This window comes from Pseudomonas sp. XS1P51 (assembly GCF_054897845.1).
Genome location: NZ_CM142707.1, coordinates 5,809,629 through 5,825,652, shown reverse-complemented (window position 1 = coordinate 5,825,652; position 16,024 = coordinate 5,809,629). Strand labels below are relative to the sequence as shown.

The following is a 16,024-nucleotide window of genomic DNA, read 5'->3' as shown; positions in this document are numbered from 1 at the left end:
TGTCGGACTGTTTTTGGAGTATAGATGTGCAAACTTCTAATAAGAACGCACATAAAAGCCGGTCCATCATGCAAAAAAACATCACGTCACTAGGCTCGTTGAACTGGGATGACCTCAAGTTTTTCCTCGAGGTCGCCCGCACCCGCAAGGCCAGCACGGCGGCCAAGCGCCTGGCGGTCGACTACACCACCGTGTCGCGGCGCATCAGTTCGCTGGAAGCGGCATTGGGCACGTTGTTGTTCGAGAAGTCCCGGACCAGCGGTTTCGTCCTGACCGCCGAAGGCCAGCGATTGCTGGGTTATGCCGAGTCGATCGAAAGCACGCTGCACATGGCCTGTGAACAGGTTTCAGGTTCCGGAGTGGCGTTGTCCGGGCACGTGCGGATGGGCTGCACCGAAGGTTTTGGCAGCTTTTTCATCACCCCGCAACTGAGCCACTTCGTCGACGCCTACCCGGCGATTTCGGTGGACATCCTGCCGCTGCCGCACTTCATCAGCCTGTCCAAGCGCGAGGCGGACATCGTCATCGCCCTGGAGCGTCCGGAGCATGGTCCGTACGTCTGCTGCAAACTGTGCGACTACCGATTGCAGCTGTACGCAACCCAGGACTATCTGGATAAACACCCGCCGATCCGCCGCCCGGCAGACTTGGGTAAACACTCATTCATCAGTTATGTCGACGATCTGGCGTTCAGCTCGGAGCTGTTGTACCTGGCCAATGTGTTGCCGGGTGCCAGCGCCAATCTGCGCAGTACCAGTGTGATCGCGCAATTCGTGGCGGCCCAGCAAGGACGGTCGCTGGCGATTCTGCCGTGCTTCCTGGCGGCTCAGGACCCGCGGTTGCTGCCGGTGTTGCCGGAGGAGATCAACATCATCCGGCAGTTCTGGATGTACTGCCGGGAGGATCTGCGCAAGCTCAAGCGGATTACCCTGTTGTGGGATTACATCCGTGCGGTCACTGAACAGAATCAGGGTTTGTTGATGGGGGAAAGTCGGGAGATGTTGTTTGCCGATTAGTCCGCGCTGACCACGATCGACACCCGGCGGTTCTCGGTACGGCCGGCCGCGGTGTCGTTGGAGGCAACAGGCTCACTGCTGCCGAGGCCGCGCAACTGGATGTTTTCCCGCCGCCCCGTTCAATCACTCGTCCCGGCACCTTCCTCCAACTCCAGCATCAACCCGCTCAAGCGCTTGACCTTGCGCCGCACCGCTTCTTCGAACACGCCACTGCGAGGCTCGATCAATGTGAACCAATCCTTGGCCCGGGTAATTCCAGTGTAAATCAGCTCTTTGGTGAGCACGGGGTTGAGGGCATCCGGCAGAATCAACGCCGTATGGGCAAACTCCGAGCCCTGAGATTTATGCACCGTCATGGCGTACACCGTCTCGACGTCATTGAGCCGGCTCGGCAGAACAAAGCGCACACCGCCCTGACCGTCATTACGCGGAAAAGCCACACGCAGCACCAGTCGTCCTGCCTCAGGGCCGTCACGTTCCGGCAGTTTGAGGGCAATGCCAATGTCGCCGTTCATCAAACCCAGGCCATAGTCGTTGCGGGTCATCAACACCGGGCGACCTTCGTACCACTGCTGGTCATTGTCGATCAATCGGGCCTTGAGCAACGCATCGGTCACTCGTTGATTCAAACCCTCCACGCCCCATGGGCCCTTGCGTACCGCGCACAACAATTGGAAAGCGTCGAAGGCTTGCAACACCTGACGAGCCCAATCGGTCCAGACGGGATCATCGAGTGTGCTGTCGAGCGATGGACGCAGGCGTCGCAGCAGACTCAGGTAATGCCGATAGCCTTGCGGTCCCTCACCATGACCTTCGAGCAACAAGCGCTCCAGCGCCCGGTCCTGCTCACCCTTGAGGGGCAGGGAAAACACGTCGTCATGGTTTCGGGCCGCCAGCAACTTGCGAGCTTCCTCAGGTTGTTGCTGGTTAACCCAGCGGGCCAGTTGGCCAATACCGCTTCCCTCGCCGAAACGGCGGGAGTGGCGCAGCATTACAACTTGCTGGGCCAGGGGATGAGTTCCGTTGGTGTCTTCCTGCAAACCGCTGGCCACCAGACTTTCACCACTGACCGTCTCCAGCCACTGACGGGTTTGCGGACTGTACCAACCGCCCTCGGCGTCGCGGCACAGATCACCCAGTACGGCGCCGGCCTCCACCGATGCCAGCTGGTCTTTGTCACCCAGCAGCACCAGTCGCGCGTGAGCCGGCATGGCGTCGAGCAGGTTGGCCATCATCTCCAGGTCGATCATCGAGGCTTCGTCCACCACCAGCACATCCAGCGGCAAGCGATTACCGGCGTGATGACGGAAATGTCGAGTACCGGGCCGGCTTCCGAGCAGACGGTGCACAGTGGTGACGTCCGACGGGATTTTGTCTCGTACGGTTTCTGCGACTGTCAGGGTCCGCACTTGCTGGCTGATGGACTCCGTCAGCCGAGCCGCGGCTTTGCCGGTGGGTGCCGCGAGACGGATGCGCAGCGGCTTGCCAGCCTCCACCGCTGGCGCCTGCAGTAATGCCAGCAACCGCACGACCGTAGTGGTCTTGCCGGTTCCCGGACCGCCAGTGACGATGCTGAACGCGCTACGGGTCGCCAGGGCACAGGCGAGTTTCTGCCAGTCGATCACTTCGCCAGGCTTGGCCGGCCCGAACAAACCGGTGAGACGTTGGGACAAATCACTCGGTGTTGTTTCGTGATCCGCCAGGCGTTGGCGCAGCGCGTTGTCGATACGTCGTTCGTACGCCCAGTAACGACGCAGGTACAGGCGCTTGCCCGATAACACCAATGGCCGGTGCTGCGCCGCCTCACGACCATCGGCCGCCAGTGCGACCAGACTGCTTGCGGCCAGTGTCTTGCACCAATGGGCGCCGTCCAGGGCCTCAAGCAATTGCGATGGCAACAACATCGCGCCACTTTGCACGTCGCCTTCCGGTGGCAGCGACAGCGCGAAGTCCGGCGCCTTCAGTGTTTCGAACAGGTCCAGGCAGACATGACCGTGACCCAGTTGATGACTGGTCAACGCCGCAGCCAACAGCACCAGCGGATCATCGTCGGGGGCAAGCTCGTGGAGGAAGGCAACAAAGGCTTTGTCCAACGCCCGCAACCAGCCGCGCTCGACCCAACGCGTGAGTAACAGCAGCAGGTCATCGGCGCGACTCAGCGGCGCCAGATCCGCCAGGCTTTCGGCTGCCAATGGCGTGGGCAGTAAATCGGCGAAGGTACGACTCATAGCAGTACTCCCTGTTCCCAGGCGGGTTCGGCCTTGGGTTCTGGCTTGCCCTGGAACAGTCGGTCCAGACGCTCGATCAACGCTCTTGGTGGACGGGCGAAGTACACGCCCTGGCTGGCCGCGCGCGTACCACGCAGGAACAGGTACAACGCACCACCGACATGCCGGTCGTAATCGTAATCGGCCAGTCGCGCCTTGAGCTGACGATGCAGGGCCAGCAGGTACAGCACGTATTGCAAGTCGTAACGATTGTCGAGAATCGACTGCTCCATGGCCTGCGGGGTATAGGCCGCGTCATCGACGCCCAGCCAATTGGATTTGTAGTCGGCTACGTAGTAGCGGCCGTCGTGCTCGAATGTCAGGTCGATGAAACCCTTGAACATGCCATTGAGCAACACCGGTTCGGCCGCCACCCGGGCCACACCGTTGTGGGTGTATTGGCACACGAGCTCATCAAGCTTGAGCACATCGACTTTATGACTGGCAAACCAGAACTCCATCTCGACTCGGTATTGGGTCAGTTGCTCAAAGATCACGGGGGCCTGTCCGGCACCAATGTGCAGCGCAGATTTGAGCAGGTGCTGGAGCCAGTCGCTCAACGCGGTGATCCAGCCTTCCCATCCACGACGATTGCAGCGACGAGCGATGGCGTCTTCCACTGCTTGCGGGGTAGCGGCAAAACCTTCGTCACCGGCCCATTCCAGCAAGCCATGGAGGAAAGTGCCGGGGCTCGGGCCACGAGGGAATCGATGGATATCCGCGCCGCCGGCAACCACTTCTCGTGGCGCTTGCGGATCAAGGCGTTCGTCGTCGAAGAGTTTTTGCGCTTGTGGATTCTCCGGCGCTTCGTCACTGCCCACACTCAGGCTGTCACCAATACGCAAAGCGCTGTAAGAGGCGATCCACCAGTTTTCGCTGGCCTTGCGCTTGGGGATCAACGGAACGAGCAACGCCGCTTCGTTGTGCGGCGGATGGTAATGCTCGGCGGTCGCTTCGGGCATCTCACCGTAAGTCAGCGCGGGACAGTCTTGCTGCAGGTCTTCCAGCCAACGCGTCAAGCCTGCCGACTCGGCCAATGGCGCACCACCGCCCAGCAGATAACCCAATGCCGAAAGGTGCAGCACGGAGCTGTTGTTATTGCCGCGCTTGAGATCGGTTACCCCGAGCCAGCAAGCATGTTGCGCCCGGGTCAGGGCCACATAGAGCAAGCGCAGGTCCTCGGCCAGACGCTCGTCATCAGCCTGTGCGATCAACTCGGCCGTCGGCGTCAAACTCACCTGTGCCTTGCCCGTGGCGTCGTGGTAATGCAACGGCAGACGGCTGCCATCCACCGGCTTCGCCGAGCAAATGAACGGCAGGAACACCAAGGGATACTCAAGCCCCTTGGACTTGTGAATGGTCACGACCTTGACCAGTTGTTCGTCGCTCTCCAGACGCAGGATCTGTTCTTCGCCAGCCTGCCCTGACAACGCCAGATGCTCGGACAGATGCCGAATCAGTGCTTGCTCGCCATCGAGTTCGGCGGCGGCTTGTTGCAGCAATTCGGACAAGTGCAGCAGGTTGGTCAACACCCGCTCGCCATCGCTGCGTGCGATCAAGGCTTGGGGAAGCTGGAAGTCATGCAGCAAGCGCCGCAGCATCGGCAACACGCCCTGCTTACGCCAGAGCTCGCGATAACTGCGGAACTGCATGACTCGTGCTTCCCAAGCCAGCTCGTCCTGATTCAGCCGGTCCAGTTCAGCCAGCGACAGGTTCAGCGTGATGCTGGCTAGCGCGGCTCGCAGCGGACGCTCGACATCCGGCTCGGCGCAAGCCTTGAGCCAGGAGAGCAGATCGTGGGCTTCCTGGGCGGCGAACACCGAGTCCTTGTCCGACAGATAGACACTGCGCACGCCACGGGCTGCAAGTTCGGCGCGCACGGCCTGAGCCTCTTTGCCATCACGTACCAGGATCGCGATATCCGCAGGCAGAAGACCTCTGAAGTCCTTGCCGTCCTGTATGAAACCCGCCCGGCCTTGTTGCCCACCATTGAGCAATGCGGTGATTTCACTGGCGCAGGCGGCAGCCAATTGTTGTCGGTACACCGCGCCGGACAGTGGCTGCCCGGCAGACAGTTGCCAGACATTCAGGGCGGGCACAGTCTGCCCTTCTATGTGCAGAACCTCTTTGCGTCCCTGGGACTCGACGGGCAGGAAAGGTACCGGGTTCTCTCCATTCTTCTCGCGAAACAGGAATGCGCCGCGCCCGGATTCGCGGCACTCGGCACGCTCGAACACATGGTTCACCGCGCTGACCATGCCATGACTCGAGCGGAAGTTGGTACCCAGGGTATGCAGTCGCCCAGCGGTAGCCTGACGGGCACGCAGGTAGGTATAGATATCGGCACCGCGGAAGGCATAGATCGCCTGCTTTGGATCGCCGATCAGGAACAGGCCGCACTCCGGATTGTTGTCTTCAATGCGATAGATGCTTTCGAAGATCCGGTACTGCACCGGGTCGGTGTCCTGGAACTCGTCGATCAACGCCACCGGGAACTGTTCACGAATCAAGGTTGCCAGACGCTCGCCGCCATCAGACTGCAACGCCGCGTCGAGGCGCAGCAGCATGTCATCGAAGCCCATCTCCGCGCGGCGGCGTTTTTCTTCCTCGAACCGTGTACCCACCCACTGAGCGGCGTGTTGCAGCACCGCAGCATCGGGCGTCGGCAATCCATCGAGACTGGCCTTGAGGCCGGGCATGGCATCCAGTCCCGGATGATTGGGTACTTCGCCCTTCCAGGCTTCGGCCATGCCATCGGGAGTCAGGCGAGTAAAGCCGGTTCCGATATCCAGTTGCTCGAGGGATTCATCCTCGGCCCAGGCTTTTATCTTTTCGAACCAGGGCTCGAAATAGCGCGCCTGCATCTTGCGACCGTCGACGCTTTTGCTCGCGACACCCTGGTGGCAGATGGCAAGCAACTCGTCCGCCCACTGGCGCCAGGGCATCTTGAGTTCGAGCAAGGAAGCCCGACGCTCCAGCAGGCATTCGGCGATCAGCTCGGCAGGCTCTTTACCTTCAACGCTGTCCCGCTCGCTGGCGAACAAACCACGTACTCGCGGCAACAATGCTGCCGGGCCGCCCCAATTATTGCGAACCCAATTAAGCGCATCGCCTTGCATCGGGTAGCAGAACAGCCGCCAGTAATCGCGCAGGACTTCACCCAGCAAATCGCTGTGATCGGTTTCCAGGGTCTGGGTGAACAGGCTGCCACTGTCGAAGGCGTGCTCACGCAACATGCGCTGACACCAACTGTGGATAGTCGAGACTGCCGCTTCGTCCATCCACTGTGCGGCGATGTCCAGGCGGTTTGCACACCCGGACCATTGCTCGGGAAGGTATTCCTCCCGAAGCTCTGCAATAAGGCTATCCGGTGCCGGCGTCTCATCGCGAAAAAACCGTGCAGCTTCTGCAAGACGCGTTCGAATTCGTTCACGCAGCTCTTTGGTCGCGGCATCAGTGAACGTCACAACGAGGATTTGCGGTGGTAACAGTTCACGCCCGAAACCGCTCGCCTCCCCACCGTGGCCAAGGACCAGACGCAGATAAAGTGCGGAAATGGTGAAGGTCTTGCCGGTCCCTGCGCTGGCTTCGATCAGTTGACTGCCGCGCAGGGGGAATGCCAGGGCCAGCGGTGTTTTCGTGGTCATGAGCGCGCCTCCTCACTGGTCAATGAACGCCAAGGGGCTTCAAGCATCGGCTTGTACAAAGCGTCGCACCAATCGGGGAAGGTTTCGTCGGCAATCAGTGCATCGTAGTCGGCGAACTGCCGGGCAAGCGCCGGACTTTCACGGCGCTCGCCGTCAGTGGTCAGGCCATCGCCTTCATAGGCTTTGCGGGCAGCGACGTCGGCTTTGGCCGGGTCCGTCTGAGCAAGCCAGGCAAACGCTGTTTTTACTGCAATTGGCAAAGGCTGGCGCATGCCCGCTTGCCAGGCCATCAACAGATCGCCAAGAGACTGCAATGCGACATCCTGCGCCATGGGACCGAGCAGCAGACTGTCGTCACTGGCGACCAACGCCGTGGTCATCGCCATGCCGCTGGCGCAGGCAACCAGATGATTGATCCAGGGTCGCGTCAGGCGATGCCATTTGCGGGTCTTGATCGAACCGATGCTGTTTGGAATCGTGGTGATCGAAAGCAATCCACCGTCCGCGCGTTGATGCAGGCCGCCGAGCCAACCTTCCAGGTGCAGGCCTTTCAGTTCAAGATTCACCGGCAAAGCGCTGGTGAGCGGTGTTGGCCATAACGCCAGGAGCTGTTGATAGCGCTGCAGCAGATCCGGCAACGGTTCTATCAACTCTCGCTGCAGGCATTCGCCGAATCCGGCCATCGGTAGTAGTCCGCTGTTTTGCAGACGTTTTGCCTGCGCTTCCAGTGCGTGATCTGTGTGGTCCAGATTTCCCAGCGCGGCGCCGAGCAAACTGTCGCTGAGGCTGTAGCGTTGCAACGCATCGAGTACGAATGGCTCTTCATCGGCCAAGGGCGCTTCAGCAGCTTCAAAGAACACCTTCAGCCGCTGACTGAAGAAATGTCGCACAGGATTGCGCAGAAAATCCTGCAGCTGACCGAGACTCAGCGGCTCGTCCTGAACGTAGGCAACAAGGGCCTCGCTATCAGCCGCTTGCCCAGCGGTTTGATGAAGCACCTGCCACTCGTTGGCGTAGCTGAACAGGTCATCGCCTTCATGGAAGTAGCGGGCGCTGAAAGGTTGAAGCGGGTGTTCCTGAGTCAAGGCCTCAAGCAGATTTTCGTCGACATTGTGCAGTCGCCAGCCGCTGGCCAGATGATCACGCAACTGACCGATCAGTACCGAGGCAGGGCGTTCGCTGTTATCGCGAATGCTGTGCCCGACCCAGCTGATATACAGTTGGTCTCGTGCCGACAACAGAGCTTCCAACAACAGGTATCGGTCATCTTCACGGCGGGAGCGATCGCCAGGACGGTAGTCACTGCCCATGAGGTCGAAGTCCAGTGGCGGTTGCGCACGCGGATAATCGCCGTCATTCATACCGAGCAGGCAAACCAGTTTGAACGGGATCGCGCGCATGGGCATCAAGGTGCAGAAGTTAACCGCACCGGCCAGAAAGCGCTGGGACAAACGCCCCTGATCCAGACCCGCCAGCCAGGCCTCACGGACTACGGTCAACGGTAATTCGTCCTGCAAGCCGACTGATTCGCAGGTTTCCAGCCAGGTTTCACGCAACTCTTCGAGCTGAGCCAGCAAGTAGTCGTCATGTTCGTTACTGGCCTGAAAGAACAACTGCACCAGCGCTTGCAGTCGCATTCCCCATTGCTTGGGTGGCGCCGGTCGAGAAAGCTCCTGGTGGGCTATTTCCAGTGAGTCCAGCAGTGCGACCAAAGGACCTATCAGCGCGGCATCCAGACCACCGATCTCGTCGTAGGGCTCGATACCCTCGAAGGCACTGGCGCTGCCCACGGCATAACCGAGCAACATCCGCCGCAGACCGAAACGCCAACTGTTCTGCTCAAGTTCCTCCGGCAAACCGAGACCCGCGCGCTGCCCGGCATTCATGCCCCAGCGGATACCTGCACCTTCGATCCAGCGATGCAGGGTCGGCAGATCACGTTCCTCTACACCGAAGCGGGTGCGTAGCGCAGGAACGTCCAGCAGATCGAGGATCTCACTGACAGGGAAACGACTGTCAGGCAGTTTGAGCAGATGCTCGACAGCAATGAGTAGCGGGTCACGGCCTCGTTGGCCTTGATCTGCAAGCGTGAAAGGAATGAAACGCGGGTCGTGGCGATCAAGCTGACCGAATACCGCACGAATATGCGGCGCATAGCTGTCGATGTCCGGAACCATCACGATCACGTCGCGAGGCCTTAAGTGTGGATCGGCACTGAAGCGTGCGAGCAACTGGTCGTGGAGGATCTCCACTTCTCGCTGGGCACTATGGGCGATGTGAAAACGGATCGACTCGTCCCTCTCCAGATCGACCGCAGGCCAGCGCTCGCGAGTCTCGCTCAGGGGACGTAGTTCAAGAATGTCGTCCTGAAGCTGGTTGAGCATGTTCTGGGGCTGGCTATCGCTGAACAGGTCGATGCGCCCGTCACGGAATGCCGAGCGATAGCTATTGGGATCGTCGTAGCTGTCGAGCAGATTGATGTAGTCCCGTCCCTGCTTGCCCCATGCCGCCAATAGAGGGTGGGCGTGCTGATGAAGGGTTTGCGGGTCAAGCACCACGGGCATACCGCTCTTGCGAGCCTGACGCTTGTACTGATGCCGTAACAGGTCTTTATCGGCGACGATGTCCGCCCAATGGTGACGACATGGGTTGTGTACGCAAAGTAAAACCTGGCTGAATCGGGCCAGCCCGGCAAGGGCTTCCAAGGCTTGAGCGGGCAGAGAAGAAATCCCGAAAACGATCACCCGCGAAGGTAATTCTCCGGGTGCCTCGTCGAGGCTGTTGATGCGTTCGATAAACCGCTGGTGGACGCCGGCACGGCTTTGCGCCATGCCTTGTGCCCCCACATCCAGCAACAGAGAACGCCATAACTCCGCCTGCCAGCAGTTGGCCGGGGTCAGGGGTTTCGCTTCGCCTCTACCATTTCGTAGTTGATGACGCCCCTCTGCCCAGTCTTCCAGCCAGTCAGCCCGATATACCTGATATTGGTCGAACAAATCAGCCAGCCGCTCTGCCAACTGGTAGCGTTTGCGTAAGTCGGTGTCATTGGTAAGGAAGCGTTGCAGGGGTTCGAAGTGCGGTTCATTGATCAACTGAGGAAGCAGACGCATCAGACGCCAGGTCAATGGAGCCTTATCCAGCAGGGACTTGACCGGGATTTCGTCACGTCCCAGCACCATGCGATAGAGCTGCCACATGAAGCTGCCTGGCAACTGCACGTCGATGGCTGCAGCGATTCCGCAGCCGCCCATATCGTCATCTTCAGGGTCTTCGGCCAGTGCCAGCTTCAACCATTGAGCAATACCGTTGCTCTGCACCAGGGCGATTTCATTTTCCAAGGGAGCCAGCGGGTAGCGCCGCATCCAGCTGACCACCAGGCCGCGCAACTCGTCCAGGCGGTTGCCGTGAACCACCATAAAACCAGCACTGAGGGACGTCGCGTCCGGCATAAAGGCTTCCTTGGGAAAATACAAAAGCTAGGGCCGAACCTTAGCATTGTCGGGAGACTGTGACAGCCGGGAGCTGTCCGGTGTTGCTGTACGAACTTTCCTGCGGACAAAACAAAACCCCTACCTGCATACGCAGATAGGGGTTTCGGAATTTAATCTTGACGATGACCTACTCTCACATGGGGAAACCCCACACTACCATCGGCGATGCATCGTTTCACTGCTGAGTTCGGGATGGGATCAGGTGGTTCCAATGCTCTATGGTCGTCAAGAAATTCGGTAGCCAGTTCGTGTTCTCTTGCGAGATCACGCGCCAGCGAATGGGTATGCGATAGATTTGTGTGTTTGTACTCGAACTTTCGGTTCGTTTCGTCTTCACACACCGCAATCTGGCCTCTTTCGAGTTCACAAATTGCTTGGGTGTTATATGGTCAAGCCTCACGGGCAATTAGTATTGGTTAGCTCAACGCCTCACAGCGCTTACACACCCAACCTATCAACGTCGTAGTCTTCGACGGCCCTTCAGGGGACTCAAGGTCCCAGTGAGATCTCATCTTGAGGCTAGTTTCCCGCTTAGATGCTTTCAGCGGTTATCTATTCCGAACATAGCTACCCGGCAATGCCACTGGCGTGACAACCGGAACACCAGAGGTTCGTCCACTCCGGTCCTCTCGTACTAGGAGCAGCCCCTCTCAAATCTCAAACGTCCACGGCAGATAGGGACCGAACTGTCTCACGACGTTCTAAACCCAGCTCGCGTACCACTTTAAATGGCGAACAGCCATACCCTTGGGACCGGCTTCAGCCCCAGGATGTGATGAGCCGACATCGAGGTGCCAAACACCGCCGTCGATATGAACTCTTGGGCGGTATCAGCCTGTTATCCCCGGAGTACCTTTTATCCGTTGAGCGATGGCCCTTCCATACAGAACCACCGGATCACTAAGACCTACTTTCGTACCTGCTCGACGTGTCTGTCTCGCAGTCAAGCGCGCTTTTGCCTTTATACTCTACGACCGATTTCCGACCGGTCTGAGCGCACCTTCGTACTCCTCCGTTACTCTTTAGGAGGAGACCGCCCCAGTCAAACTACCCACCATACACTGTCCTCGATCCGGATAACGGACCTGAGTTAGAACCTCAAAGTTGCCAGGGTGGTATTTCAAGGTTGGCTCCACGCGAACTGGCGTCCACGCTTCAAAGCCTCCCACCTATCCTACACAAGCAAATTCAAAGTCCAGTGCAAAGCTATAGTAAAGGTTCACGGGGTCTTTCCGTCTAGCCGCGGATACACTGCATCTTCACAGCGATTTCAATTTCACTGAGTCTCGGGTGGAGACAGCGCCGCCATCGTTACGCCATTCGTGCAGGTCGGAACTTACCCGACAAGGAATTTCGCTACCTTAGGACCGTTATAGTTACGGCCGCCGTTTACCGGGGCTTCGATCAAGAGCTTCGCGTTAGCTAACCCCATCAATTAACCTTCCGGCACCGGGCAGGCGTCACACCCTATACGTCCACTTTCGTGTTTGCAGAGTGCTGTGTTTTTAATAAACAGTCGCAGCGGCCTGGTATCTTCGACCGGCATGGGCTTACGCAGTAAATGCTTCACCCTCACCGGCGCACCTTCTCCCGAAGTTACGGTGCCATTTTGCCTAGTTCCTTCACCCGAGTTCTCTCAAGCGCCTTGGTATTCTCTACCCAACCACCTGTGTCGGTTTGGGGTACGGTTCCTGGTTACCTGAAGCTTAGAAGCTTTTCTTGGAAGCATGGCATCAACCACTTCGTGTTCTAAAAGAACACTCGTCATCAGCTCTCGGCCTTAGAATCCCGGATTTACCTAAGATTCCAGCCTACCACCTTAAACTTGGACAACCAACGCCAAGCTGGCCTAGCCTTCTCCGTCCCTCCATCGCAATAACCAGAAGTACAGGAATATTAACCTGTTTTCCATCGACTACGCTTTTCAGCCTCGCCTTAGGGACCGACTAACCCTGCGTCGATTAACGTTGCGCAGGAAACCTTGGTCTTTCGGCGTGGGTGTTTTTCACACCCATTGTCGTTACTCATGTCAGCATTCGCACTTCTGATACCTCCAGCAAGCTTCTCAACTCACCTTCACAGGCTTACAGAACGCTCCTCTACCGCATCACCTAAGTGATACCCGTAGCTTCGGTGTATGGTTTGAGCCCCGTTACATCTTCCGCGCAGGCCGACTCGACTAGTGAGCTATTACGCTTTCTTTAAAGGGTGGCTGCTTCTAAGCCAACCTCCTAGCTGTCTAAGCCTTCCCACATCGTTTCCCACTTAACCATAACTTTGGGACCTTAGCTGACGGTCTGGGTTGTTTCCCTTTTCACGACGGACGTTAGCACCCGCCGTGTGTCTCCCATGCTCGGCACTTGTAGGTATTCGGAGTTTGCATCGGTTTGGTAAGTCGGGATGACCCCCTAGCCGAAACAGTGCTCTACCCCCTACAGTGATACATGAGGCGCTACCTAAATAGCTTTCGAGGAGAACCAGCTATCTCCGAGCTTGATTAGCCTTTCACTCCGATCCACAGGTCATCCGCTAACTTTTCAACGGTAGTCGGTTCGGTCCTCCAGTTAGTGTTACCCAACCTTCAACCTGCCCATGGATAGATCGCCCGGTTTCGGGTCTATTCCCAGCGACTAGACGCCCTATTAAGACTCGCTTTCGCTACGCCTCCCCTATTCGGTTAAGCTCGCCACTGAAAATAAGTCGCTGACCCATTATACAAAAGGTACGCAGTCACCCAACAAAGTGGGCTCCCACTGCTTGTACGCATACGGTTTCAGGATCTATTTCACTCCCCTCTCCGGGGTTCTTTTCGCCTTTCCCTCACGGTACTAGTTCACTATCGGTCAGTCAGTAGTATTTAGCCTTGGAGGATGGTCCCCCCATATTCAGACAAAGTTTCTCGTGCTCCGTCCTACTCGATTTCATGACCAAGAGATTTTCGCGTACAGGGCTATCACCCACTATGGCCGCACTTTCCAGAGCGTTCCGCTAATCTCAAAGCCACTTAAGGGCTAGTCCCCGTTCGCTCGCCACTACTAAGGGAATCTCGGTTGATTTCTTTTCCTCAGGGTACTTAGATGTTTCAGTTCCCCTGGTTCGCTTCTTAAGCCTATGTATTCAGCTTAAGATACCTAACTTATGTTAGGTGGGTTCCCCCATTCAGACATCTCCGGATCAAAGTCTGTTTGCCGACTCCCCGAAGCTTTTCGCAGGCTACCACGTCTTTCATCGCCTCTGACTGCCAAGGCATCCACCGTATGCGCTTCTTCACTTGACCATATAACCCCAAGCAATCTGGTTATACTGTGAAGACGACATTCGCCGAAAATTCGCGATTAAACTCACAAATTTTACCTTAGCCTGAGCCGTTACCAGTGAAAGTAACGTTCAGTCTATCTTTCTATCACATACCCAAATTTTTAAAGAACGATCTAGCCAAAGACTAGAAATCAACATTCACCATCTCGCGATGGAATGCTCATTTCTAAGCTTTACACAATCAGAAGCAGTAGTGGTGGAGCCAAACGGGATCGAACCGTTGACCTCCTGCGTGCAAGGCAGGCGCTCTCCCAGCTGAGCTATGGCCCCGTATTGCTACAGGATCCCACACAAAAATTGGTGGGTCTGGGCAGATTCGAACTGCCGACCTCACCCTTATCAGGGGTGCGCTCTAACCAACTGAGCTACAGACCCAATTTCGGGCTGCTTCTTATCGTCTTCTTCAATGAATCAAGCAATTCGTGTGGGAACTTATGGAGCAGCTGATGTCGTCGATTAAGGAGGTGATCCAGCCGCAGGTTCCCCTACGGCTACCTTGTTACGACTTCACCCCAGTCATGAATCACACCGTGGTAACCGTCCTCCCGAAGGTTAGACTAGCTACTTCTGGTGCAACCCACTCCCATGGTGTGACGGGCGGTGTGTACAAGGCCCGGGAACGTATTCACCGCGACATTCTGATTCGCGATTACTAGCGATTCCGACTTCACGCAGTCGAGTTGCAGACTGCGATCCGGACTACGATCGGTTTTGTGGGATTAGCTCCACCTCGCGGTTTGGCAACCCTCTGTACCGACCATTGTAGCACGTGTGTAGCCCAGGCCGTAAGGGCCATGATGACTTGACGTCATCCCCACCTTCCTCCGGTTTGTCACCGGCAGTCTCCTTAGAGTGCCCACCATTACGTGCTGGTAACTAAGGACAAGGGTTGCGCTCGTTACGGGACTTAACCCAACATCTCACGACACGAGCTGACGACAGCCATGCAGCACCTGTCTCAATGTTCCCGAAGGCACCAATCCATCTCTGGAAAGTTCATTGGATGTCAAGGCCTGGTAAGGTTCTTCGCGTTGCTTCGAATTAAACCACATGCTCCACCGCTTGTGCGGGCCCCCGTCAATTCATTTGAGTTTTAACCTTGCGGCCGTACTCCCCAGGCGGTCAACTTAATGCGTTAGCTGCGCCACTAAGAGCTCAAGGCTCCCAACGGCTAGTTGACATCGTTTACGGCGTGGACTACCAGGGTATCTAATCCTGTTTGCTCCCCACGCTTTCGCACCTCAGTGTCAGTATCAGTCCAGGTGGTCGCCTTCGCCACTGGTGTTCCTTCCTATATCTACGCATTTCACCGCTACACAGGAAATTCCACCACCCTCTACCATACTCTAGCTCGACAGTTTTGAATGCAGTTCCCAGGTTGAGCCCGGGGATTTCACATCCAACTTAACGAACCACCTACGCGCGCTTTACGCCCAGTAATTCCGATTAACGCTTGCACCCTCTGTATTACCGCGGCTGCTGGCACAGAGTTAGCCGGTGCTTATTCTGTCGGTAACGTCAAAACAATTACGTATTAGGTAACTGCCCTTCCTCCCAACTTAAAGTGCTTTACAATCCGAAGACCTTCTTCACACACGCGGCATGGCTGGATCAGGCTTTCGCCCATTGTCCAATATTCCCCACTGCTGCCTCCCGTAGGAGTCTGGACCGTGTCTCAGTTCCAGTGTGACTGATCATCCTCTCAGACCAGTTACGGATCGTCGCCTTGGTGAGCCATTACCTCACCAACTAGCTAATCCGACCTAGGCTCATCTGATAGCGCAAGGCCCGAAGGTCCCCTGCTTTCTCCCGTAGGACGTATGCGGTATTAGCGTCCGTTTCCGAGCGTTATCCCCCACTACCAGGCAGATTCCTAGGCATTACTCACCCGTCCGCCGCTCGCCACCAGGTACAAGTACCCGTGCTGCCGCTCGACTTGCATGTGTTAGGCCTGCCGCCAGCGTTCAATCTGAGCCATGATCAAACTCTTCAGTTCAAACATCTTTGGGTTTTTAAGAAACCCTAAACTTGGCTCAGCAATCGTTGGTTACATCTTTGATTTCTCGCGGAGTAACTTGTGATGCTGATAATCTTGTTGACTATCAGTCTGACTCCACAAGCACCCACACGAATTGCTTGATTCAGTTGTTAAAGAGCGGGTGGTTAAGATCTTTCGTCTCAACCGAGGCGCGCATTCTACAGCGTCCTCTGTATCTGTCAAGCGGTTATTTTCAGAAGTTTTCAAAGTTTCCTCTGCAACTTCAACCACTTGCGCTTCCGATCTC

4 protein-coding genes, 2 tRNA genes, 3 rRNA genes and 1 pseudogene are annotated in these 16,024 nt (G+C 57.0%); 1 reads left to right on the top strand and 9 read right to left on the bottom strand.

Annotated elements, in window-relative coordinates; genetic code table 11:
• Positions 1-68 precede the first annotated feature (68 nt).
• Positions 69-1,016, top strand: coding sequence for a LysR family transcriptional regulator (locus tag ACYZUD_RS26945; RefSeq protein WP_462020924.1), 948 nt, complete (start codon positions 69-71; stop codon positions 1,014-1,016).
• On the opposite strand, the pseudogene ACYZUD_RS26940 reads toward ACYZUD_RS26945, so the two are convergent.
• From ACYZUD_RS26940 to ACYZUD_RS26900, 9 genes and pseudogenes are all read right to left on the bottom strand, one after another.
• Positions 1,013-1,129: pseudogene (locus ACYZUD_RS26940) on the bottom strand (OmpA family protein); the annotation flags it as partial. The gene ACYZUD_RS26945 and the pseudogene ACYZUD_RS26940 sit on opposite strands and share 4 nt — an antisense overlap.
• Before the next feature lie 6 nt (positions 1,130-1,135).
• Positions 1,136-3,244, bottom strand: a complete 2,109-nt coding sequence (recD, locus tag ACYZUD_RS26935; protein WP_462020923.1) for an exodeoxyribonuclease V subunit alpha — start codon at positions 3,242-3,244, stop codon at positions 1,136-1,138.
• Positions 3,241-6,930 (bottom strand): exodeoxyribonuclease V subunit beta, encoded by a 3,690-nt coding sequence (gene recB / locus ACYZUD_RS26930; protein WP_462020922.1) that lies wholly within the window; start codon positions 6,928-6,930, stop codon positions 3,241-3,243. The genes recD and recB overlap by 4 nt, the downstream gene beginning before the upstream one ends.
• Positions 6,927-10,379: an exodeoxyribonuclease V subunit gamma gene (recC, locus tag ACYZUD_RS26925; RefSeq protein ID WP_462020921.1), complete on the bottom strand. Its 3,453-nt coding sequence runs from the start codon at positions 10,377-10,379 to the stop codon at positions 6,927-6,929. The genes recB and recC overlap by 4 nt, the downstream gene beginning before the upstream one ends.
• Positions 10,380-10,535: 156 nt before the next feature.
• Positions 10,536-10,651: ribosomal RNA gene (gene rrf / locus ACYZUD_RS26920) — 5S ribosomal RNA — on the bottom strand.
• A 155-nt stretch (positions 10,652-10,806) separates the two neighbouring features.
• Positions 10,807-13,698 (bottom strand): 23S ribosomal RNA (locus ACYZUD_RS26915).
• A gap of 235 nt (positions 13,699-13,933) precedes the next feature.
• A tRNA-Ala gene (locus tag ACYZUD_RS26910) sits at positions 13,934-14,009 on the bottom strand.
• 28 nt (positions 14,010-14,037) lie between these two features.
• A tRNA-Ile gene (locus ACYZUD_RS26905) sits at positions 14,038-14,114 on the bottom strand.
• A gap of 82 nt (positions 14,115-14,196) precedes the next feature.
• Positions 14,197-15,735, bottom strand: a 16S ribosomal RNA gene (locus tag ACYZUD_RS26900).
• Together the 16S, 23S and 5S rRNA genes with 2 tRNA genes alongside form the textbook arrangement of a ribosomal RNA operon.
• Positions 15,736-16,024 lie beyond the last annotated feature (289 nt).

Bases quoted from the DNA above. Each gene is read 5' to 3' on its own strand.
- recC (WP_462020921.1), bottom strand. From the start codon at position 10,379: ATGCCGGACGCGACGTCCCTCAGTGCTGGTTTTATGGTGGTTCACGGC.
- recB (WP_462020922.1), bottom strand. From the start codon at position 6,930: ATGACCACGAAAACACCGCTGGCCCTGGCATTCCCCCTGCGCGGCAGT.
- recD (WP_462020923.1), bottom strand. From the start codon at position 3,244: ATGAGTCGTACCTTCGCCGATTTACTGCCCACGCCATTGGCAGCCGAA.
- ACYZUD_RS26945 (WP_462020924.1), top strand. From the start codon at position 69: ATGCAAAAAAACATCACGTCACTAGGCTCGTTGAACTGGGATGACCTC.